24 protein-coding genes and 1 pseudogene are annotated in these 21,408 nt (G+C 62.8%); 11 read left to right on the top strand and 14 right to left on the bottom strand.

Annotated features, from left to right (window positions below):
• Position 1: 1 nt before the first annotated feature.
• Positions 2-1,144, bottom strand: a complete 1,143-nt coding sequence (locus ACMHYJ_RS02425; protein WP_414244600.1) for an FAD-dependent oxidoreductase — start codon at positions 1,142-1,144, stop codon at positions 2-4.
• Positions 1,141-2,166, bottom strand: a complete 1,026-nt coding sequence (locus ACMHYJ_RS02430) for a glycosyltransferase (protein ID WP_414244601.1) — start codon at positions 2,164-2,166, stop codon at positions 1,141-1,143. The genes ACMHYJ_RS02425 and ACMHYJ_RS02430 overlap by 4 nt, the downstream gene beginning before the upstream one ends.
• Positions 2,167-2,425: 259 nt before the next feature.
• On the opposite strand from ACMHYJ_RS02430, the gene ACMHYJ_RS02435 reads away from it, so the two are divergent.
• The 4 genes from ACMHYJ_RS02435 to ygiD all read left to right on the top strand — a co-directional run bounded on the left by ACMHYJ_RS02435 (position 2,426) and on the right by ygiD (position 5,104).
• A complete protein-coding gene (locus tag ACMHYJ_RS02435) occupies positions 2,426-2,755 on the top strand; it encodes a helix-turn-helix domain-containing protein (protein WP_414244602.1) in 330 nt (109 codons plus the stop codon).
• 197 nt (positions 2,756-2,952) lie between these two features.
• The gene (locus ACMHYJ_RS02440; RefSeq protein ID WP_414244603.1) at positions 2,953-3,426 is read left to right on the top strand and encodes a MarR family winged helix-turn-helix transcriptional regulator; all 474 of its coding nucleotides are present in this window, start codon (positions 2,953-2,955) and stop codon (positions 3,424-3,426) included.
• A 12-nt stretch (positions 3,427-3,438) separates the two neighbouring features.
• Positions 3,439-4,197 carry a class I SAM-dependent methyltransferase gene (locus tag ACMHYJ_RS02445; protein WP_414244604.1) on the top strand — a complete coding sequence of 253 codons (759 nt, stop codon included), beginning with the start codon at positions 3,439-3,441 and terminating at the stop codon, positions 4,195-4,197.
• Between the two features lie 55 nt (positions 4,198-4,252).
• Entirely contained in the window at positions 4,253-5,104 is an 852-nt protein-coding gene (ygiD, locus tag ACMHYJ_RS02450) for a 4,5-DOPA dioxygenase extradiol (RefSeq protein WP_414244605.1), read from the top strand.
• Positions 5,105-5,135: 31 nt separating this feature from the next.
• On the opposite strand, the gene ACMHYJ_RS02455 is transcribed toward ygiD, so the two are convergent.
• From ACMHYJ_RS02455 to ACMHYJ_RS02480, 6 genes and pseudogenes are all read right to left on the bottom strand, one after another.
• Positions 5,136-5,966, bottom strand: coding sequence for a Rossmann-like domain-containing protein (locus ACMHYJ_RS02455; RefSeq protein ID WP_414244606.1), 831 nt, complete (start codon positions 5,964-5,966; stop codon positions 5,136-5,138).
• 20 nt (positions 5,967-5,986) lie between these two features.
• Positions 5,987-6,858: pseudogene (modD, locus tag ACMHYJ_RS02460) on the bottom strand (ModD protein).
• Between the two features lie 127 nt (positions 6,859-6,985).
• Positions 6,986-7,936: an alpha/beta hydrolase gene (locus ACMHYJ_RS02465; RefSeq protein ID WP_414244607.1), complete on the bottom strand. Its 951-nt coding sequence runs from the start codon at positions 7,934-7,936 to the stop codon at positions 6,986-6,988.
• 144 nt (positions 7,937-8,080) lie between these two features.
• On the bottom strand, positions 8,081-8,692 hold the full coding sequence (locus ACMHYJ_RS02470) for a superoxide dismutase (RefSeq protein WP_414244608.1): 612 nt from the start codon (positions 8,690-8,692) through the stop codon (positions 8,081-8,083).
• Positions 8,693-8,753: 61 nt separating this feature from the next.
• Entirely contained in the window at positions 8,754-9,233 is a 480-nt protein-coding gene (locus ACMHYJ_RS02475) for a DUF2753 family protein (protein ID WP_414244609.1), read from the bottom strand.
• A gap of 299 nt (positions 9,234-9,532) precedes the next feature.
• On the bottom strand, positions 9,533-10,234 hold the full coding sequence (locus ACMHYJ_RS02480; RefSeq protein WP_414244610.1) for a hypothetical protein: 702 nt from the start codon (positions 10,232-10,234) through the stop codon (positions 9,533-9,535).
• A gap of 211 nt (positions 10,235-10,445) precedes the next feature.
• On the opposite strand from ACMHYJ_RS02480, the gene ACMHYJ_RS02485 reads away from it, so the two are divergent.
• Positions 10,446-10,643, top strand: a complete 198-nt coding sequence (locus ACMHYJ_RS02485; protein WP_414244611.1) for a hypothetical protein — start codon at positions 10,446-10,448, stop codon at positions 10,641-10,643.
• Between the two features lie 3 nt (positions 10,644-10,646).
• Here ACMHYJ_RS02485 and ACMHYJ_RS02490 read toward each other — a convergent pair whose 3' ends face one another.
• The 3 genes from ACMHYJ_RS02490 to ACMHYJ_RS02500 form a co-directional block, all read right to left on the bottom strand.
• Positions 10,647-11,678: a metal-dependent hydrolase gene (locus ACMHYJ_RS02490; RefSeq protein WP_414244612.1), complete on the bottom strand. Its 1,032-nt coding sequence runs from the start codon at positions 11,676-11,678 to the stop codon at positions 10,647-10,649.
• 40 nt (positions 11,679-11,718) lie between these two features.
• On the bottom strand, positions 11,719-12,711 hold the full coding sequence (locus ACMHYJ_RS02495) for a FecR family protein (protein ID WP_414244613.1): 993 nt from the start codon (positions 12,709-12,711) through the stop codon (positions 11,719-11,721).
• Positions 12,712-12,821: 110 nt separating this feature from the next.
• On the bottom strand, positions 12,822-13,328 hold the full coding sequence (locus ACMHYJ_RS02500) for an RNA polymerase sigma factor (RefSeq protein WP_414244614.1): 507 nt from the start codon (positions 13,326-13,328) through the stop codon (positions 12,822-12,824).
• A gap of 272 nt (positions 13,329-13,600) precedes the next feature.
• Between ACMHYJ_RS02500 and ACMHYJ_RS02505 the strand changes: the two genes are divergently transcribed.
• The 4 genes from ACMHYJ_RS02505 to ACMHYJ_RS02520 are packed head-to-tail and all read left to right on the top strand — an operon-like array spanning position 13,601 to position 18,157.
• Positions 13,601-16,024 carry a TonB-dependent siderophore receptor gene (locus tag ACMHYJ_RS02505; protein ID WP_414244615.1) on the top strand — a complete coding sequence of 808 codons (2,424 nt, stop codon included), beginning with the start codon at positions 13,601-13,603 and terminating at the stop codon, positions 16,022-16,024.
• Complete coding sequence (locus tag ACMHYJ_RS02510; RefSeq protein WP_414244616.1) at positions 16,021-16,278, top strand: DUF3649 domain-containing protein; 258 nt, start codon at positions 16,021-16,023, stop codon at positions 16,276-16,278. The genes ACMHYJ_RS02505 and ACMHYJ_RS02510 overlap by 4 nt, the downstream gene beginning before the upstream one ends.
• Positions 16,275-17,873 (top strand): PepSY-associated TM helix domain-containing protein, encoded by a 1,599-nt coding sequence (locus tag ACMHYJ_RS02515; protein ID WP_414244617.1) that lies wholly within the window; start codon positions 16,275-16,277, stop codon positions 17,871-17,873. Before ACMHYJ_RS02510 ends, ACMHYJ_RS02515 begins: the two co-directional genes overlap by 4 nt.
• Positions 17,870-18,157 carry a DUF3325 domain-containing protein gene (locus tag ACMHYJ_RS02520; protein ID WP_414244618.1) on the top strand — a complete coding sequence of 96 codons (288 nt, stop codon included), beginning with the start codon at positions 17,870-17,872 and terminating at the stop codon, positions 18,155-18,157. Before ACMHYJ_RS02515 ends, ACMHYJ_RS02520 begins: the two co-directional genes overlap by 4 nt.
• Positions 18,158-18,176: 19 nt before the next feature.
• Here the strand turns inward: ACMHYJ_RS02520 and ACMHYJ_RS02525 are convergent, their stop codons facing one another.
• Entirely contained in the window at positions 18,177-19,109 is a 933-nt protein-coding gene (locus ACMHYJ_RS02525; RefSeq protein WP_414244619.1) for an alpha/beta hydrolase, read from the bottom strand.
• A 174-nt stretch (positions 19,110-19,283) separates the two neighbouring features.
• Between ACMHYJ_RS02525 and ACMHYJ_RS02530 the strand changes: the two genes are divergently transcribed.
• Complete coding sequence (locus ACMHYJ_RS02530; RefSeq protein WP_414244620.1) at positions 19,284-19,493, top strand: cold-shock protein; 210 nt, start codon at positions 19,284-19,286, stop codon at positions 19,491-19,493.
• 167 nt (positions 19,494-19,660) lie between these two features.
• Here ACMHYJ_RS02530 and ACMHYJ_RS02535 read toward each other — a convergent pair whose 3' ends face one another.
• Together ACMHYJ_RS02535 and ACMHYJ_RS02540 are read right to left on the bottom strand one after the other, a co-directional pair.
• Positions 19,661-20,215 carry a copper chaperone PCu(A)C gene (locus ACMHYJ_RS02535; protein ID WP_414244621.1) on the bottom strand — a complete coding sequence of 185 codons (555 nt, stop codon included), beginning with the start codon at positions 20,213-20,215 and terminating at the stop codon, positions 19,661-19,663.
• A gap of 123 nt (positions 20,216-20,338) precedes the next feature.
• Positions 20,339-20,764, bottom strand: a complete 426-nt coding sequence (locus tag ACMHYJ_RS02540; RefSeq protein WP_414244622.1) for a hypothetical protein — start codon at positions 20,762-20,764, stop codon at positions 20,339-20,341.
• Positions 20,765-20,841: 77 nt separating this feature from the next.
• Here ACMHYJ_RS02540 and ACMHYJ_RS02545 point away from each other — a divergent pair, with 77 nt between their 5' ends.
• A complete protein-coding gene (locus ACMHYJ_RS02545; protein ID WP_414244623.1) occupies positions 20,842-21,375 on the top strand; it encodes a hypothetical protein in 534 nt (177 codons plus the stop codon).
• Positions 21,376-21,408 lie beyond the last annotated feature (33 nt).

Raw genomic sequence — 21,408 nt, forward strand, 5'->3', positions numbered from 1 at the left:
TTCAATCCGGTGAAATATCCAGTTCTTCTGTTTCCAGTTTTTCAAGAACATCATAAATGTTGTCTATTTTCCCGCCTAGCACAGAATAACAACCGGGCAGTGTGGCGTGCTTTTCAAACAAGATTGGACGGCCATCATCCCCTTCATTTTTGATTAAAACGGTTTTTACTTCAAAAAGGGAATCCACATATTTTGCTTCAAGTATGGCGGGTAGGTAGCGGCCTGCGTCACGAACCATGCGGTCAACCCGCGTGGCACGTTCGTATTGGTCAAGCCTGTGGTATGGATCAATGCCCTGTTTATCCTGCCAGCTGAAGTGTGGCGTATAACGAACGTGCGACAAGGTATGCAGGCCGCGTGCGGGAAACGGCATCATCGAAAAAAAAGGGCCATCCATGACGGTAATACCCATTTCTTCCAGCACGCCAGGCACTTGCACCAGCGCCATTTCAGTGATTTCTTGCTTAAGGCCCGTCAGGGTGCCTGAGAAATCGCCTGAAAGCTGGTTCAGGCCGCTGTAAGTGCAGTTAAATACGTATCGACAGCTTATGGACGCGGTAGCCCCCGACTGTGACCGGGTGGCAACAAGCAGACCTTTGCCGCCCGGCAAGCAAGACACCGCCAGCGCGCGGGTTGAATAGCATATCTTGACCCCGGCATCCGCAAGCGCTTTGACGGCCCATTTTGCAAGCTGTGTTGAATCGAAAGCATACTCTTCGACAAGAAACACATCTTCAATCAGGCGGGGTTCAAAAAGTTGTTTTAAACCGGCCTGGGCCGGTTTGATTGTCGCCCCGATTTCATGGCAAAAGCGTTCAAATTGCCTGGCCGTTACCTTGGAGTTACGCCTTGCAATCGCGTAAATTTTGATGAAATCCCGCTGGATGGCTTGCGGCCAATCTTGCACAAAACGTGGCAAATTAACCCGGCTGCGAAAGGCCGTGGTAAAGCTTCTGGGGTAATGATAGCCATTATGCACACGAGCCTGATTGTGGTATGAGGCACGGGTCATCAGCTGTGCCTCGCGTTCCAGCAGAATTACCCGGCGCATTCCACGGGCCTTGGCAAGGTAACTTGCAATTGCAGACCCGTAAAACCCACCGCCAATGATGGCGGCATCAACAGAACACGGTTGTACGGTCATGCAGTAACCCGATCTGAACGATGCGGGCTGCTTGTTAAAGAAGATGAGGCTTCTTCGATGTTCAGCTTTTCTTGGCGGGTCATGTGGGCGCTGGTGAATTCTTGGCCAACGTGATAAAGCGGCCCTTCGTTGCTGAGGCTTGCCATTTGCAATATGTATTCTCCAAGCACCAGCAGTACCAAGGAAATCAAAAAAAACATACCCGATTGTTGCAGCGACAGACTGACCCAGCCTGGCGCAACATCTATCTTGAAGACCCCGACAATGACGACATAAGCCGAATAAAACAGGTTGGCTGTCGCCCCAAACAGGGATAGCGATGTGACAAGCCGCATGGGCGCCTGCGTTGTCGAAACAAGAAGATGCATTCCCCGGTCGATGCTTTCCCCCAGTTTCTTCGTGCCTTTTGTCAGTGGTTTGGCACTGTATTGCATATTGGTGCGCGCAAAACCGCCTGTTGCGGGTAAGCAGCGGTAGGTAACCGCTGGCTGGGGGTGCTGCAAAATATAATTTACAACGCGCTTGCTTAATACCCGATACCGTGGCGCATCTTTGACCAGGTTGATCCCACTGAATAATTTGTATAAAAAACTAAAGACGAAAAAGGCCGCCTGGTAAGCGAGGTTCTGGTGTGGTTTTTGCTGGTTATTTGCAAAAACAACATCAGACCCCGCTACGGCCTTGTCAAGCATTTCAGGCAAGAAATCAATATCGTCCAGCAGGGGATCAATTACTGCGACAAAGTCGCCCAATGCGTTTTCCAACCCCACCCATGAGGCTGTATCGTCATTGACCGCCTTGGTCAGGGCATAGACTTGCACATTTGGGTAACCCGATTGCCTGGTTAGATCTTTAAGTATGCTGATGCTTTCATCGTTGGATGCGTTATCAACGATAATTAATTCATAATCAGCAACAAGGGGCGATAGTTTTTCGGAAACATTATGGATGATTTCTTTTAGCTGGTGTCCTTGGTTGCGCACAACACAGACCAGGGATAGGAACACCGGAAAAAACGACATGATTTCAATCTCCGTAATGAATTGATCGTCCCTGAAAAATCGCTTCTTGCCTGATCAAGCAGGAAGCGATTTTTCAGGGACGATCAGTTCTTGTCCATGGATTTAAATTTCATCTTGAATCAGTTTTTTAGAGATCTTGCGGTGCTTTGGATTCCATCGGATGATCACTGGGCTTGTCTGTATTGTAGATTATATACGACAAAAATTGTAGTATTTATAGCGTCGTTAGTTGGCCTTCAAGTAGGCATGCTTCCCAGGCATGGCTACCAAACACTCTCCGCCCTCAACCGTTTCGTCGTCCCCCATCTGCATCGCCCTGGGCAAGCGGGTCAAGCAGTGTCGCCATGCGGCTGACAAGTCCCAGGAAACACTGGCTTTTGAGGCGCACATCGACCGGACGTACATCTCTGCGATTGAACGCGGGATTGCAAATCCTTCCATAGAGACATTGGCCAACATCTGTCATGCGTTGGGCATCACGCTCACAGCGCTGTTCGAGCCATTGGAGGGCGTGTCCTTGGCACCTACCGGCGAACGTAGGCGCAATGCGGCAACGCCCCCAGAGATCAAGCGCAGTCGGCTCAGGTAGGGGCCAGCCGTATCGACGCTGTGTCTTCTGGTGTGACGCGTATCACCAAGGCCGCTGCCTTGCGCGGCTTGCCGGTGTCGTCTTTCGTTCGTGATGCAGTCTTGCGTGCAGCGGATGCTGCCATTGCGGCGAGCGGTGGCGCCCCTCGCTATTGCAGCTATTGCAATTTACATTAGCACTAATGTATTATTCGGCCCATGCACTCAAAAGGAAAACCCGGCCTGGGAGAACTGCTCCGCTACGTCGGCGAACTGGTCGAACAAGGCGCAGAAGCGCATTACCGAACGATGAACCTGAATTACCGCGCTCGCTACACCCCGGTTCTTCGCGCACTGCACGCAGGCGCCCAGACAGTCACAGACATCACAGCGCACACCCACCTGACCCAGGGCGCCATCAGTCAAAGTGTCGCCCTCCTGGAAGGCGATGGCCTCATCGCGCGCCATGCGCTTAAAGATGGACGCAAGAGCAGAATCCAACTCACCGAACTCGGGCAAACGCTAGTGGCTGAACTTGAGTCGCATTGGGTTGCGACCTTTGCCGCCATTGCCAGCCTTGAAGAAGAAATCGGCCATCCCCTGTTGCTGTCTCTGGAAAGGGCTGCCCGGGCCTTGGAGAACCAAGGGTTCTCGGATCGAATCACAGTCGCTAAAAACAAGCTAACCGCATAGAAGGTCAAGCCCATGCCAAGTCGCGCCAACCCAATCAGGAACTGGTTTGAACAAGGAGGCCGGGCGTATGCGCGCTTCCGCCCCGAGTACCCGCCGCAACTGACCGCCTATCTGGCTTCGTTGGCGCCAGACAAGCGGATGGCGGTCGATGTGGGGTGTGGCAACGGGCAACTGACGCGATGCCTTGCGCCGCATTTCAATGCCGTTGTCGGTCTGGATCCCAGCGCCGACCAGATTGCGAATATCGTGCCCGACGCGCGCATCACCTATCAGTGTGCGCCGGCCGAACAATTGCCGTTGCCCGACGGCTCCGCAAGCCTCATCACTGCGGCGCAGGCGGCGCATTGGTTCAATCTGCCTGGTTTCTATCAAGAGGCCAGGCGCATTGCGGCACCAGGCTGTGTGCTGGCGCTGATCAGCTACGGCGTGCTGAATCTCGAACCCGCCCTCGATGAACGATTCCAGCGCTTCTACCGGGATGAGATCGGCCCCTACTGGCCGCCAGAACGAAAGCTGGTCGATACCGGCTATGCGACCATCGATTTTCCTTTCGAAGAACTGGTCGCGCCGCCTTTGGAAATCAAAGCGCATTGGCACCTGACAGAGTTCTTGGGCTACCTTCTGACTTGGTCGGCGGTTCGCCGCGCCAAGGAGGCTGGACGTGAAGCGGTGCTGCTTGGCTTTGCCGGCGATATTTCATCGGCGTGGGGCGATGAAAACGTTCGCCGCACCATCACATGGCCCATCAACATGCGGATTGGCGCACTGTGACACCGAACTGGCGTATCGTAGCGGGTAAGCAAACCACTTGATCAAGGAGCCCTGCATGAGCAAGATGCCTGCCCTTTTCATCGGCCATGGCAGCCCGATGAACACCTTGGAACAAAATAGCTACACCGAGGCGTGGCGGGCGTTTGGTCGGCACTTGCCACGGCCCCGGGCCTTGTTGGTGGTTTCCGCGCACTGGTACTTTGGCGCCACGGCGATTACGGCCATGCCCCAGCCGCGCACCATCCATGATTTCTACGGCTTTCCGCAGGCCTTGTTCGATTTCCAGTATCCGGCGCCGGGCGACACCGACCTGGCCCGGGAAATCACCGAACAGCTCAAGCCCCAGTGGGTCGGCCTGGATCGCGATCAATGGGGCATCGACCATGGCGCCTGGTCGGTGCTGGCGCACCTGTACCCAGAAGCCGACATCCCCGTGCTGCAGTTGTCCATCAATGCGCTCAGACCCCTGGAATACCATCTGGCGCTGGCCGCCAGCCTGGCGCCGCTGCGGGATCAGGGCGTCATGATCGTCGCCAGCGGCAACGTCGTGCACAATCTGAGCGCACTGCGGCGGCGCGGCCCGGCTCAGGCCTACGATTGGGCAGAGCGCTTCGACGATGCCGTGGCGGATCAAGTGACACAGGCCCCCGGTGATCTTCTGCGGATGGTATCGCATCCCGATTACGATCTGGCCGTGCCCACGCCGGATCACTTCATTCCGCTGCTTTATTTGGCGGGGCTGGCCGCAGCGGAAAACCGCCCGCTCGAACCCCTGGTGCGGGGCCATGCCATGGGCTCGATCTCGATGAGCTGTTTCGGGCTTGGCGCGGATATGGCATTGCGCCGGGTGCCCGACTGTGCCGCGAAACTGGCTGAGGGCGTGCCGCCGGATCAGATGAATATATAAGCGGGCGCGCCGCTGCGCCATCCCGTCCGCTTCAGTCCAGGATCAGGTTGACCCGTTCCACCGATTTCTCGAACAGGTGGTAGCCGGACGCGCCTTCGGCCAGCAGATCGAGCAGCGGCCCGGCTTCTCGCGCCCGCGTACCGCCCACCACCTGGATGCCGCGTGCCCGGTAGGGGTCGGGCAACATTGGCGCCGTGGGGCCGACGAGGGCGATACGCATGCCGGGCCGGGCGCAGGCCAGCAAACCGTCCAGCGAGCCGTTGATCAGCGTGGTGGCGGTGCTGATCAGCACGTCGCCCCAGGGGATGATCTGCGGCGCATCGGACGCCGGTGCGTAGTGCGGCATTTCGTCGGGCCGCAGGGTGGCTGGATCCATTTCCAGCACGCGGTAGTCACGCCCTTCTTTGCGGAAAGCGCGCATGTAGGGGGCGAATGCGCCCACCAGCACGACGCGCTCGCCGGGCCGCAGCGCCAGGGCCTGGCCGGCGTCGCCTTCGCTCACCCGGGCGGCCGCAGGGGTGCCGTCTTGTCGCCAGAGGGTTTCGATGAGGGCATTCAGGGTGGCGATGGCCATGGCGCGTCGCATGGGGCTCGCCCCGGGCGCCAGGTCTTCCAATACATCGGTGACGGGCCGGCCCCGCAGTTTGCCCGGGGAGGGCAGGGCGCTCAGTGAGCTGGAACAGCAGACGGCGGCGGGGATTTCCTTGATCGGGGTGGCGGCCAGGCCACAGCAACCGTTGTCGAGTTCGACCCCGATGAAGAAAATGCCCGTGACGGCGCGCTTCAGGGTGATCGTGTCCAGGGCGGGGCCCAGGCGTTGGCGGGTTTCCCCGAGGAGATCGTCGAGCAGTGTATGCGTCATGGTTGTTGTCCTGTCGTGGGTTATGCGAGAGGCGCGGCGGCCTCGATCCGCACGCCGATGTCGGCCGGCGGGCCGAAGTAAAGGCTGCTGGTGACCAGGGCGTCCACGCCCGTGGCGGCGTAGGCGGCCGCATTGTCGAGGCGGATGCCGCCGGCGGCGAGCAGGCCGAGGTGCGGCCACTCGGCGCGCAGGCGCGGGCACCATTGCATCAGTTGCCGGGGCTCGGCCTTGTCGAACTGGATGACGTCGGCGCCGCTGCGGGCCGCTTCGCGGGCATCCTCGTAGGTATGCGCCTCGATGACAATTTTTTTTCGGCCAGGTGCCTGCGATGCGTGGCCAGCGCCTGGCGGACATCTTGCCAGCCGCCCGGCATCAGGGCGCGATGCTGGGGGAAAATCAGCACAGTTTCGGACAGGCCCAGCCGGTGCGGGAAGGCGCCCCCGGCCAGCGCGGCCTTTTGTGCCACGCGGCGCAATCCAGGCGGGTGCTTGCGGGTGGTCAGGATGCCGATTTCCGGGTTGGCCTGGGTTGCGGCGTTGACCATGGCGCGTGTGCGGGTGGCGACCGCGCAGGCGTATTCCAGCAGGTTCTGGCCCACCTTCCAGCAGTTCAGCAGCATCTGGGCCGCGCCTTGCGCCGTTATGATTTCAGTGTCTGGCGCCACGCATTGCCCGCTGGGCAGGCAGTGGGTGACCGTGCCCCCCTGCATGCCGACCATGCGCGCGGCTTCTTCGGTACAGGCAAGCGTCATGGCGTGGCGCGCCACCCAGGCGATCCTGGCTGGCCGCGTCCCGATGCCCAGCAGCGTGCTGGTCAGGTCGAAGATGCCTAGGTCTTCCGCCAGCCAGGCGTCCAGCGTGGCGGTGTCAAAAAAAACGGGGGCCCCGTTCATGGCTCGTGTTCCGCTGAAAGGTCGATCGGGCTGCTCCGCCGCAGCGTATTGCGCAGATGGGCAATCATCGAAATATACATGACTTTATAGCGAGCTTGCTTGCCTCGAATCATGACGGCGAGGTGTGCTATTGGCTTGAATGGTTTGGGTGGTGTGTGATTATGAGCCCTTGTGCTTTGGGCTCGGCGGCGATTTGCAATGCGCGTTCCAGGGACACGCGGAGCATGCCGCCGTGTCCCTGCTCGGGGAAGGTTTCGTAGGTGGCCTGTGCGGCGTTTTCCAGCAGGCCCGCCGCCATTTCCCGGGCGGCGCTGCGCGAGTCCAGCGTCCTGCCGTCCACCGTCTGGATGGGGAGGGCGGCAGGAGCCGGTCTGCCGCCTTCGTGCGGCTTGGTTCCGACCAGGATGGCCACGCGTTTACCTGTTGCCCTGGGTTTGTCGAACGCCTCCCATTCGCGCATCAGGGCGCCGTCATACCACCAGACGGAAGGGTCGCCGACGACATAGCGGGAGAAACTTTCCGGGCGCGTGAACAAGGTGTGGAGCGTGAACAGGCCGCCGTAGGAATGGCCCCAGAGGGACTCCTCGCCGCTGACGCGTGCGCGTGCGCGCACCAGCGGCTTGATGCGGGTTTCGATGAAGGCCAGGAAGCGGTCGGCGCCGCCCCCGGGCCGCCCGCGCACCACGGGCTGCGCGACGGGTCGGCCATTCTCGACGACCGGCGGTGTGTAGTCGTAAGCGCGGGCGACGACATCATTGCGCGTGGGGACGTCGTAGCCGATTGCCACCAACACGGGCGGGTTCCGGCGGGAAAGCCATTCGAGATCCGGGTCGCCCAGCGTATCGAGCGCGGCATTGCCGTCCAGCATATAGAGTGCGGGATAGCCGCCCGCAGGGGCGTGCGTGCGGGGGATTCCGATCTGTATCCGGTAATGCCGCTTGCCGTCGATGGACTCCAGCGCGTGTGTCTCGAACCGATAATATGCCGAGGGGCGATCCGCGACGGTTTCGCCGACCAGGTCTTCGCTGCGGGGCTGGACGCTGTTTGAGCCCTCTTGGGCGGGCGCCGCGCCCGGCATGAGGCACAGGCAGAAAAGGGCCGCTCCGATCCACGGGCGTGCGTGCCGTCCGCCCCGCTTGAACCGGAGTGGGGCGGGTGGGGCCAGGAGCGGGACGTCGTGATCAGGCATGCGGAGAGGGGTAAGGCGGTGCGGCGCGGCTGCTCATATGGCGGCCTGGTAGCGGCGCGCCACTTCATCCCAGTCGATCACGTTGAAGAACGCGGCGATATATTCCGGGCGGCGGTTCTGGTATTTCAGATAGTAGGCGTGTTCCCATACGTCCAGCCCCAGCACGGGCGTATTGCCATGCATCAGCGGGCTGTCCTGGTTGGCGGAGCTTTCCACGACCAGCTGGCCCGCGGGGGTCACGCTCAACCAGGCCCAGCCGCTGCCGAAGCGGGTCAGCGCGGCCTTGGTGAAGGCGTCGCGAAATGCCGCCATGCCGCCCAGCGTTGTCTCGATGGCTGTGGCCAGCGGGCCTTGGGGCTGGCCGCCGCCGTCCGGCGACATGACGGTCCAGAACAGACTGTGGTTGGCGTGGCCGCCGCCGTGGTTGCGCACGGCGCCGCGCACCGATTCGGGCAGGGTGTCGATGCGCTTGACCAGCGCGTCGACTGGTTCGTCGGCATCCAGCTTGGCCTCCGCGAGCGCGGCATTCAAGCTGTTGACGTAGGTCTGGTGGTGCTTGGTGTGATGGATTTCCATCGTCGCCGCATCAATATGAGGCTCAAGCGCGTCGTAGGCATAGGGGATTTCGGGCAGGGTATAGGCCATTCTGGACTCCTTGTCGGCGGTTGGCCCGGGACATGGCGCGCATCTCGCCGGGCGGTTGGATTCAGTGTTGTGTCTCGGCGGGGTCTTGCCACGGCAGTGCGGCGGCATGGCCGGCCCGTTCGTGGCCTGGGTGCCGGTGCAGAAACTGCAGCAGTTCGATACGGGCCACGCTGCTGTGGCGGCGGGCTGCCGCGCGCCAGCGCAAGTCGAGCGAGGCATCCTGAGTGATCTCGTAGAGCAACTCATGGGCCTGATAGAAATGCGTGGCCGCCAAATCGGGCCGCCTCGTGCGCGTGTGCAACTCGGCCAAGTTGTGGTGCGACACCACGCGCATGGCGATGGCGGTATCTGGATCGGAGAGCTGTCTCCAAAGCGCGTCGGCCAGGCCCAGTGCCGTGTGATACTGGGCCAGGGCCGTCTGGATATCGTTATGGGCCAGCGCCTGGTTGCCGTCCAGCGTCGCCCGCTGCCAGTCGCCCAGGCTGGGTTCCTGCGTCGTGAACTGCTGCATGCAGGCAGGCCTGGTTGCCGGCTCGGTCATGGCGTTCTCCCAATGATTCTGTCTACATCGATGCAGGTATTATAAATGAGAATGATTTACATCAAAATTAAATATAGCATCCTGCCGCTCGGGAAGCCGCGTCCCGTGCCGGGTTCCGGGGTTGTATCGCCGCCGTGCTAGTGTCCTGTTTGGTTAGTTCGTGTATTCGGATTCGGATGCATGGGCTTGTCAGACAAGGCGCAAACCGCAGCGATAGCCAGTGCTATCGCGAGGATTTGCAACGCAGTATGGCAAGCCCAGGCGCCGAAGATGAGTATTTGAATTAGCCAAACAGGACACTAATGGGCCGCTTGTCCGGCGCCTTGCAGCCATTGCCGATAAGCCGCGCGGGTCGCGTCGGATACCGAGTCCAGCACTTTCTGGTAATCGACCTGGTGGCGCAGCATCAGCCGGGCATTGGCCACGGCGCGTGATTTGCAGAACCAGTGGCAACTGTGTTGCAGCAAGTACAGTTCGGCCGAGAGGTGGTAGGCGCGCGTCTTCGCATCCCAGCCTGCCACGTTGTCTGCTGCGCGGCGCAGGCCGGCCGCATGGATCTGCAGCACCTGGCGGAAATCCCGTGTCGGAATCGGCAGAAAGCGTGTGGCGTAAGGGATATGGACGGGTAGCAGGCTTATGCGGGTGGCCTGCGCATCTTCTTTTTGCAATGCGTCGGCCAGGCGCTGCGCCTGCGCCGCCACGGCCTGTTCGGCCTGGGCGAAGCGCGCCAGCACCTGAAGCTGGCGCGCTTCGGTGGCTTCGTGGATGGCGCGGGTATAGCCTTGCGTCAGCGTTTCCATGTGGCGCTCGATCTGCAGATTGGCCAGGTGGCGGCCCAGCAGGGTAATGCGCGTGCGCTGGTCGTGCATGCGCAACGCCCATCCGGCCAGCAGGCCGACCAGCAGCGCCGAGAACGTATCCATGGGGTGGGTTTCCTCTTTATGGCGGTCGCCCGGGCAAGCCGTCACCACGGCTGTGCCCGAGCCCCGCTGTGCTTCCATCAGCCGTCATCATACCCGGCCCGGGCAGGCCGTTCCCGCCCGCCACCGAGCGAGGGTGCCCGCGTACCCGCACGATGTGGCCACGATCGGCTTGCCGAACACCGGGGCCTCGGCCACTGCGGAACCGTCGGCGCAGGATAATGGCTCCGCCGGGCCTGGGCGCGTGGCTGCCTGGGGTAGAATCCCTGACATCCACTCATCGGAGGCCTGTATGTCAGAAGCACGAAGCCAGATTCGGGAAAGCAAGATCAGCAGGAAGCATCGCGCCCGGGCGGCGGATGTCGTGAGTCAATTCCTTGCGATCCGGGCCAGCCTGAAGCAGGCCGATGCGGATGGCGACGACATCGACGACATCGACGAGGTCGCCGCGCAGTTGACCGTGGCGGCATTCAAGCACGCCAAACGATAGCGATCAACCGGCGGGCCGCACAGGGCGGGGCGGGGGCAGAACCTTGCCTTGAATGCGCTGTCCCAGCCAGGCGAGCAGCATGCCGGGGTCGCCGTTTTCTCCCACCGACTGCGCCACTGGCAGCGCCTGGAATCCCGAGCCGCGCTCGGCCACCACGAAGGCGAAGCTGTAGTTTGGCTCCATCCCCATGCGCAAATCGGTGATGACCAACTGGCCTTTTGCGGTTTCGTGCAATTTGTAGAAACCATGGCTGAAGCGCCGGATGCGCTGGGCACCGGCGATGTCGGCAATGGCGGGTTCATAAGGCGCGCCACGGTCGAAGCGCTCGAACGACATCGGGCCTGCCGGGTCGAGCAGGCCATGAAAGCCTTCGTAGTAGTGTTCGTCATGGATCGCCACCACGCGCCACAGCAGCATCGACAGCGGCGCCGGGGTCACAAGCACGCGTTCGGGCGTCACCCCCTGCAGCGCAAGGCTGGCGCGGGCATGGTGTTCCACCTGCGCCTGCAATCCTGCGCCAAGCGCAAGCACGGCGCCGCCGACCATCAGCCCATAGAGATTGGCCCTTTGCCCACGGGCGTCGCCCCGGCGGGCCAGCACCAGCAACAGGCCGATCAGCCAAGGCAAGGTCACCGCTGGATCAATGATGAACACACTGCCCAATGCATAGGGATGGTCGGTGAACGGCAAGCCGAGCTGCGTGCCATAGACCGTGAGCGCGTCCAGCAATGCGTGCGTCACCAGCGCCAGCCACAAGGCCAGCCACCACCGGCGCCATTGCGTTTGTTCGCCATGCAGCCGCGCCACCAGCCAGGCGAAAGGCAGGGAGAACAGGGTCTGCCAGAAAATGGCATGGCTTTCCGCGCGGTGCAGCACCATGTCCAGGATGGGGTCGCCGTGCGAGAAAAACACGTCCAGATCGGGCAGTGTGCCCGCCACGCCGCCCCACAGCGCGGCCTTCCACACCGCGGTGCGCCGCCGCATGACCGCCACGCCGACGGCGGCGCCCAGCACGATTTGAGTCAAAGAATCCATGGTGCTTCCATCTTACCTGGGTTTTTTCGATGGCCGCCCGCTACTGCGCGGTGATGCGCACCGAGCCATCCGCCAAGTGCACCAGGCGCACGGGGGCAATCACGGGCAAAGCGTTGATCATGGCGGTCGGGTCGTCGATGCTGAAGACGCCGGAAATGCGCTGGGCGCCCAGTTGCCGCGCCGCCAGCTTGGCGGGGTGGGGCAGGTAGCGGTTCATTTCCGCGACAAGCTGCGCCAGCGGCATGTCGTGGAAAATGATTTTGCCGCGCTGCCAGGCGATGATGTCGCCGACGTTGGCATTGTGAATGTCGCCAAATCCGTGGGCCGTGTCCGCGATGAGCTGCTGGCCGGCGACGAGGCGGCGTTCGCTGCGGTTCCACCAGTGCCCGCTGCGCAGCTGGACAGCACCCGATGCCACGCTGACTTGCAGCGCGTCGGCCTCGCGCCGCACATTGAATCGGGTGCCCGTCACAATGACCTGGCCCAGCCCGGTGTCCACGACGAATGGACGCGTGGCGTCCGCCGTGACTTGAAAGAGGATTTCGCCGTGCTGCAGCGTCACCTGGCGCAGGTCTTCGAAGAAGCGCACCTGGGCCAGCGTGTCGGTGTTCAGGTGGATTTCCGAACCGTCCGGCAGTGTCCATTGGCGACGTTCGCCCCTGCGCGTGGAGACAGTGAGCGTTGCGGCCGGCGAGCGCAAGAGGCTGTTCGCCCCGAAGGCCACGGTCGCCAGCGCGCCCGCTGCCGCCAGGCCAGCACCAAAGCGTCGGCGGGACAGCCCGGTGCGCGGCGGCATCTCGACGGGGGCGTTTTGCGCCAGCATGCCGCGCAAGCGTTCTTGCGGCACCAGCAGTGTGGCGTCCCACAGGAAACGCAGGCGCTGATATTCACGCCCATGCGCGGGATTGGCGGACAGCCAGGCGTCGAACGCCTGCCGGTCTTGCCCGGTTGCTTCGCCGGATTGCATGCGCGCGAACCATTGTGCGGCATCGCGCGGGTGATCCGCAGCAGTGGAGGGAGGCGGGACAGGCATCACGGCGTCATGAACAGGGAATCCGCGGCTGCGGCATGGCCGCGGCGACGGGCGGTGCCGTGGGGCGGGCGGTTTGCATCGGCTCATGTTGGCCGATGCCAATCAAGCGGTCAATACGGTGCATAGTGGCTTAATTGTGCATGGAGATGGCGTAGCGCGCGAGTCATGTATTTCTCGATCATGCTGCGCGACAGCCCCATTTCATGGGCGATTTCTGTGTGTGTGCGCCCTTCCAGACGGTGCAGGATGTAGATCGTGCGGCATTTCGGCGGCAGGGTTTCCAGGGCGGTGGCCAGGGCATCGGCCAATTCCTGGAATTGCGCGCCTGCGTCGGGGCCTTGTGAGGCGGGGTGCTCGGATTCGGGCAGATCATGCAGGGAAGCCATGTCCAGCACACGCTCATGACGATGGCGGCTGACCAGGCGGTTTGCCATGCCGCGCGCCAGGTAGGCGCGTGGGTTCTCGATGAGGCCGGCGCCGTTTTCCAGGATGCCCAGCACCGTGTCGTGCATGGCGTCTTCCGCGTCTTCACGCGCGGCGCTGGTGCGATTCCAGGTGCCGAACAGTTCTGCGTAGGGGGTGAGCCAACCTTTTTTCAGTTTGGCAAAGCGGGACATGGCAAGACGACGAGGTGCTGAGAGGAGAGTTTTAGAATGATAACCGATTCTCATTCTTATTCTGAAACAGACGTGGAATCCCAAAACAGGGCGTCAATATAACATTAAGTTACTTAATAATTGTGATTCTCATTCCGGTGAAAGGGCGGGTGGCGCGTCATAAGAGATAGGCGGGGTGAGTTCTTGCGCATGACGCAGGGAACGCGCTTTAACGTTGAATAACCGGCTGGCGTCGCCCGGCGCACAGCCATTCCTACGGAAAACATCGGATCGTGAACACAGTCGAACCAAATCGTCCGGCGCGGCGGCGCGCGCAGGCCATGCGCCACGGCATGACGTCCCTGGCCTTGTCTCTGGCGCTGGCGTGCGCCCTGGCGCCACAGGTCGCCATGGCGCAGGACAACCCTGTTCAGATCAGCATCCCGGCGCAGCCGCTGGGCGCGGCGCTGTTGGCATTGGGTGAGCAGACCTCGCTGCAGATTTTTTTCTCGCAAGATATCGTCGCGGACAGGACGGCGCCGGCCATCTCGGGCGCCTATGCGCCCGAGATGGCCCTGCGGCAGCTGCTGCAGGGCACGGATATCCAGTATGCGCGCGATGGCAATAACATCATGCTGTCGTCGGGTGCCGTCACGCAGCTGGATACGGTCACGGTCAATGGCGGCATTCTGGGCAACTTGTCTCCAGCCTATGCCGGCGGCCAGGTCGCAACCGGCGGCAGTCTCGGGTTGCTGGGCGCGGAAGACGTCATGGACACGCCGTTCAGCGTCACCAACTACACCGCCGAATTGCTGTTTGACCAGCAGGCGCGCACCTTGGCCGATGTGATCGTCAACGACGCGTCGGTGCGGGCGATTACCTCGACCGGCGGTTTCGGCGAGGACTTCGTCATCCGCGGCTTTACCGTCAGCAGCAATTATGGCTTGAGCGATGTCAGCGTCAATGGCCTGTATGGCCTGGTGGCGCCCAGCCGCCTGCCAGTGCAGATCATGGAGCGCGTCGAGGTGCTGAAGGGGCCGGGCACGCTGATGCGCGGCATCAACATGAATGGCAGCGTGGGCGGCTCGGTCAACATCGTCACCAAGCGCGCCGACGATGAGCCCCTGAACCGCGTGACGCTGGGCTATATGACGCAGTCCAATTTCACCGGCCAGATCGATTTCGGCCGGCGTTTCGGCGAAGACAATGCCTGGGGGGTGCGCTTCAACGGCCTCAAGCGCGGTGGCGAAGCCACCACATACGATGGCGACCAGGGCCTGGGCATGGCGGCGCTGGGCGTGGATTATCGCGGACAGAAGCTGCGCTGGTCCATGGATCTGATCCACCAAGAGGACGAACTGGAAAACGTCCGTTCGCAGATCGGCTTCCAGACCGGCCTGGACGAACTGCCGGCGCCGCCGGACGGCCGCATCAATTTCTATCCGGGCACACGCCTGACACAGCGGGACAGCACCGTCATGTCGCGTCTGGAATATGACTTCAACGACCGGATCACCGGGCATATCGCCGCGGGCTACCGCGAAGGCAAGAACCGCCAGGTATTCCCGCTGACGCAGGCATTCTATGGCGGGCAGGCCATGGATGCCGAGGGCAACTACCGCGTCGTCAATTCGTTCTATGACACCGATTCGAAGACATTCAGCAGTGATGCGGGCCTTGCTTTCAAATTCGATACCGGGCCTGTCAACCACCGGCTGGCGTTGGGGGTGACCTATACGGATCAGGAACAAGGCACCGCCTTCAGCGCGGGCTCCGCCATTGGCAGTTCCAATATTTATGACCCTGCCCATTTGCCCGCCGAACCGGCCGTGCGCAATGATCCGGTCAAGTCATCCAGGACGAAGCTGACCAGCTACGCCCTGGCCGATACCTTGTCCTTCCTGGATGATCGTGTGCTGCTGATGCTCGGCGCGCGTCACCAGACCGTGGCCGTGGACAGTTTCGACACCACGACGGGCGCCCTGAGCAGCGCCTACAAGGCCAGCGCGGTCTCGCCGCTCGCCGGCGTGGTGGTCAAACCGCTGGAAAACGTTTCGCTGTATGCCAACTTCACCCAGGGCTTGACGCGTGGCACGATCGTGGGCGCGTCTTATGCCAATAAAGGAGAAATCCTCGATCCGTACAAATCCAAACAGTATGAAGCCGGTGTCAAGGTCGATTGGGGGCGTGTGACGACGACGGCGGCCATCTGGCAGATTGCGCGCCCGTCGGGACAGGCGGATGCCGACAACGTCTACGGCTATTTCGGCGAACAGCGCAATCGCGGCCTGGAACTGAACGCCTATGGCGAACTGCGGCCCGGCTTGCGCCTGATGGCGGGCGCTTCCTTCATCGACGGCAAACTGGTCGAAACGCCGGGCGGCGTCAACGACGGCAACCGCGCCCCCGGCGTGCCGCGCAGCGCCTTCAACCTGGGCCTGGACTGGGATGCCCCGTGGGTGGATGGCCTGAGCCTGAGTGGCCGCGTGCTGTATACGTCTTCGACCTATCTGGATAACGCCAACCAGTATCGCCTGCCGGCGGTGACGCGTTTCGATGTCGGCGCGCGTTACTTCACTCGGATCGCCGGCAAGGACGTCGCGCTGCGCGTCAATGTCGACAATCTGACGGATAAGCGCTATTGGCTTGCCAGCGGCACATACCTGACCAATGCCGCGGGCCGCACGGTCATGGTGTCGGCCTCGGTGGACTTTTGATTGCCCGGATCATCGCCGCCGCATTCGGCGGTTATGCGCTGGCGGCGCTGGCCAGCGTAGCGCCGCTGGCGCTGCCGGTGGATGTCTCACAGGCGGTGCTGGCGGGCATGCTGGCCAGTTTTGCCGTGTATGCGGCGGCGGTCATCTGGGTGTTTGCGGCGCGTAGCGCGGCACGCGCCTGGGGCGGGCTGCTGGCCGCGGCTGTGCCGCTGCTGCTGGCCGCCGGCAAGGTCTGGCTGGCGGGGGCGGCATGAAGCGCGGCACAGCGCGCCTTAGCGGGCCGGGTTTGCGCCAGCGCATGGCGGGTTTGCATGCCTGGGCCGGCCTGTTGCTGGGGTGGGTGCTGTACGCCATGTTCTTGACGGGTTCCGCCGCCTACTTCAAGGATGAATTGTCGCAATGGATGCGGCCGGAACTGAGCTGGCAGGCTCAAGCCCCGGATCCGGCGCTGGCCGCGCAGCGTGCGGCCGACGCTTTTGGCACCAGCGCAACGCAATGGGCCTTGCGTCCGCCCAGTAGCCGCAGCCAGACCGGCTATGCCTTCTGGCGTGCGGCGGACGGGCCGCGTCAGTTCGCCGAAGGGTATCTCGACCCGCGCACGGGCCGTCCGGTCATGGCGCGCGACACGATGGGCGGGGATTTCTTCTATCGCTTCCATTTCCAGTTTCACTACATGCCGATCGCCTGGGGACGCTACCTGGCGGGCTTGGCGGCCATGTTCATGCTGGTTGGCATCATCAGCGGCATCATCACGCACAAGAAGATCTTTGCCGATTTCTTTACCTTCCGCTGGGGCAAGGGGCAGCGTTCCTGGCTGGATGCGCATAATGGGCTGTCGGTGCTGGCCCTGCCGTTTCATGTGATGATTACCTATACCGGCCTGGTGACGCTGATGGCCCTGTACATGCCTTGGGGGCAGCAGGCGGGCATCAAGACGATCGAGCAGCGGCAGGCGTTCAGCGCCCAGCAAAGCGCTTTCATCGCACCGGGCAAGGCCAGTGGCCTGCCGGCGCCCCTGGCGTCTGTGGAAGCCATGGTGCGGCAGGCGCAGGATCGCTGGGGCCGCAATAATATTGGGTATATCACCGTCAATCACCCCGGCGATGCGGCTGCGCGTGTTGCGATTGCCCGGGATGAATCCGGTCGCGTGTCCATGAGTCCGCAACTGCTGTTGTTCGATGGCGCGACCGGCAAGCTATTGGCGGTGCGCGATGGTGTGGGCGCGGCCGCCGAAGTGCGCGGTGTGCTCTACGGTCTGCATTTGGGCCGGTTCAGCGACAACGTGATGCGCTGGCTGTATTTTCTGCTCAGTCTGGCGGGCACGGCCATGGTCGGCACGGGACTGGTATTGTGGACGGTCAAGCGCCGCCAGCGGATGGCCGACGGGATGCGGACGCCTGTAGGCATCGTGCTGGTCGAGCGGCTGAACCTTGCCTGCATCGGCGGGCTGTCGCTGGCCATGACGGCGTACCTGTGGGCCAACCGGCTGCTGCCGGTCGATTGGCCCGCTCGGGCCGGCGCGGAAATCCAGGTGTTCTTCGTGGTCTGGGGGGTGGCGCTGGTTCACGCCGTCCTGCGCCCGACCAGGCCGGCGTGGCGAGAGCAGCTATGGGCGGCCGCGCTGGGGCTGGCCGCGTTGCCGCTGGTGAATGCCTGGACGACGACAAGGCCGTTCTGGTCCAGCCTGGCGCAGCGCGACTGGGTGTTCGTGGGGGCCGATCTGCTGTTCTGGGCGCTGGGCGCGCTGCACATTGCGCTGGCGCTGGGCCTGTCGCGGCGGGCGGCGCAGCGTCGGCCCATGCCGGCCCGGCCTCGGTGCGCAAGCGCTTCATCAAAAGAAACCGCATGATGCACCTGTTGCCATTGTTTTGTTGTCTGCTGGGATTCATGGCGCTGGCGCTTGCCATGCCGCGCCCCCAGGAACAGGTGTGGCGCGATCCTTTACCCGCCGCGACGAGCAGGCGCTTGCGCCGGGCGGGCGCCGCCTTGTTGCTGCTGGCGCTGGGGCTGCTGGTGTGGCGCTGGGGCTGGGGCCTGGGGCTGGTCGCTTACAGCGGCCACACCAGTCTGGCGGCCGGGCTGGTGTTCTGCGCCTTGATCGTGCACGGAAGAATGCGCGCGCGGCATGGCTGACTGCGGGGTGACCTCGGAATCAAGGCAGCGCGGCAAACCGCGTGATGGCCGCTGCCATGGCAAAGGGGATGGTCATGTGATCCTCATCGGCCACTTCACGATAGTGCAGCGTTTTGGCGTCCAGCCCGCGCTGGATCAGCGTGTCGCGCGCGGTGCGCGCTTGCGCCAGCATGGCGGAGGAATAGTCTGGATAGGCCGGCCATTCATCTTGGGCGGTGGCCAATAGGATGCGTGCGTCGCCAAGCGGGCGCTGCGCCAGATCGGACAGGATGCGATCATCGTCCCACCAGGTTGGGGGGCTGATGGCGGCGTAGCGCTGGAACGCATCGGGGCGGTGCGTCAAGGCGTGCAGCACGAAGTATCCGCCCAGCGAGTGGCCGGCCAGCGTGTGCTGGGTGTTGTGCAATGGGTAGCGCCGGGCCAGGGCGGGGCGTAGCTCTCCGGTCAGGAAATCCAGGAAAGCGTCGGCGCCGCCGGGCTGTCCGCCGCGCAGGCGTTCGATGTCTTCCGCGTGAGATGATGGCGGCAGGAAGTCCCAGCTGCGGCGCTGTCCATCCAGCACCGCATCGCCGGGGTAGGCGACGCCGACCACCAGGGTGGGGTATGCAGTGCGCTTGTCTTCTTTTGAATAGACTTGCGGAAACGCCTGCAGCGAACGCATCGCCTCGGCCATCGACGCAAAATAGGCATTGCCGTCCAGTACGGTCAGGGTGGCATAGCCTTGCGCGGGTGGCGGCCCGGGCGGCAGGGCGACAAAAATACGGTACGTCTTGCCGGCGGCGGACTGCAGTGTAAATGTCCTGCTGTCGGGCAGGGTGACCGCGGGTTCGGCCTGGTCGTGCCTTGCCGTTGCGCCCGTTGCCGTTTGTTCGGCGGATGCCACGGGGCAGGCGATTGCCGTCACGCCGGCCAAGCAGGCCGCCGCCCAGTGTCGGGCAAAAGAAAATTGCATGGTTCAGACGCCTGGACGTGAAAGTTCAGATTGTAATTGAGATGCATTTTTATTGCGCACGGCGCGTGCGATGGCGCAATATTGCGTTATTTGGTAACAACGCTGGCTTTATCGGCATCCAGCACGCATAGTGTGCGAGGGGATATATTTCCCTTTTACTATTTAGGACTTACATTGAAAACAGAAATCGGTATCGTGAAGTGGTTCAACAACGACAAGGGCTTCGGGTTTATCATGCCCGAATCCGGCGGCAAGGATCTCTTCGCGCATTACAGCGAAATCCAGGGCTCGGGCCATAAAAGCCTCGAAGAAAACCAACGGGTTTCGTTTGTGGCGACGCAAGGGCAAAAAGGCCCCCAGGCGACAAACATCCAAATACTCTGATCTTGCGCCCGCCAGAACAGGCGGGCACCACGATCGGCCATGAAAGGCCGGGCCCTCTGAAACAAAGGGCCCGGCCTTTTTAGTGTCCGTTTTTTCTACCGCCAGCCGCATCGGCATACCGGGCCGAAGCAGCCAGGGATGCGGGGGCCTGTCCGGCCCCCGATGCATCACTCTTTGCGGGTGGCCTTGGCGGACATCACCTTGCAGGCGGCGTCCACGGCGGTGCCGTCGCCCAGGGCGAAGCGGACGTGCGCCTCGTCGCCGACGGTCAGCCCGTCCCGAGGGCCTTCCAGCATCAGGTGATAGCTGCCGGGCTTGAGCTCGACGCGCTGTCCAGCGGGAATCGTCAACTGGTGGATCATGGACATTTTGCTGACGCCGTTTTCCTCGGTCGTCTGGTGCAGCATGACGTCCGCATAGTCGGGCGAGGCGACGGCGGCGATCACGGCGGGTTCGCCGCCTTGGTTGTGCAGCACCAGAAAGCCGCCGGAGGGCGTCGGCTTCGGCAGCTGCCGAATCCAGCATGCGTCGGCGGTGACGTGGCTGGACACGGGCAGATTGGCCGCAGCCGCAGCCGCAGCCGCGTCGTGGCCGCCGTGCGCCATGGCGGCGTGGCTGTCGCCATGGCCGTGGTCGCCGTGGGCCCAGGCCGTGGCGGCGGGCTGCATGAGGGCCAGGGCCAATCCGAGGGTGCTGGCGATGCGGGTGAATTTGATTTTCATGTGGATATCTCCTGCTGATAAGGGTGAGGCAGGCCGTGCGCAAAGAAAACGTCCGACGGGCGGGTTTCGCGTCGGCGTGGCATGGTGGCTGCCTGGTCGGCAAATTCGGGAAAGGGGAAAAGGCTATCCGAGGCGGACGGGGGGCGCGCGCGGCCCGAGCGGCGGGCCGAAAATCGGGACGGGAAGCGGCGCGATGCCGTCGGGGTGCGGGGGGATGACGGCCTGTGCGAGCGCGGCGATGGCCGGCGTGCCCGCGCCCGGCACGATGGCCTGGGCGGCTACGGCGCTGAAAAGACAGACCTGATGGGTGCCGTCGTGGTGCGGCGCATCGTCATGCCCGCGCACCGGCGCCTGCTCGTATCCCGTGCAGAGCGCCACGGTCAGGGCGCCGCCGCCCGGGCCCGAGAGGCCGGGCATGTAGCCTGTGGGAAACGCAGCGCGAAACAGCAAGGCAAGCAACGTCAGGCAGAGCAGGATCTGCCAGGCGTTTTTGCGCTTTCCGGTCGGGTTTCTCATGGCGTGCATGGGCAGGATTGTACCCAGAAACAAAACGGACTGGCCGATTTTGCATTGCTTGTGTATTATGTGATGATAATCATTCTCATTATCAATGATGGAGTTCTTCAATGATGCGGAAAACGACAATCGCGACGCGGCAAACCCGCGCGGGCGCGGCCGGCCGGCCCGTTTTGCGGCAAATCCCCAAATGGTGCGCGGCGGGGCTGGCGGCCGCGGCTTGCGCCTTGTTCGCCGTGCCCTCGGCCGCGCAGGAACTCCTGCTGCATGGGCCCCAGGCGGTCGCGGGATTTGCGTCGGCGCCCAGCGCCTCGGGGTCGCGCAGCCTGGGGATATTGTCCTACGACAATAAGAACGTTCGCGTCGTCCGGGCCTGGTATCCCCCGGCCGCCAAGCTGGATCCGCACGGCAAGATGGCCGAAGGCATGGCCGCCGTCGTCACTGTGCTGGCGGGCGACATGAAGCTGGCGATGGGCGATCAGTACGACGAATCCAGGCTGCGGGACTTGCCCGTGGGCAGCGTCTTCGTGCTGACGCATGATAATGCCGCGCACTATGCCAGCACCGGGCCTGCCGGGGCGCAGCTGATGCTGGTGATCGCCCCGGAAAAAGACCTGAACGCCGATTTGATCGGCAAGCAATAAGCCCGGCCAATGCACCGCCCCCGGCCCGGACGC

Origin of the sequence: Castellaniella hirudinis (assembly GCF_047468865.1) — a bacterium.
GTDB lineage: Bacteria > Pseudomonadota > Gammaproteobacteria > Burkholderiales > Burkholderiaceae_B > Castellaniella > Castellaniella hirudinis_A.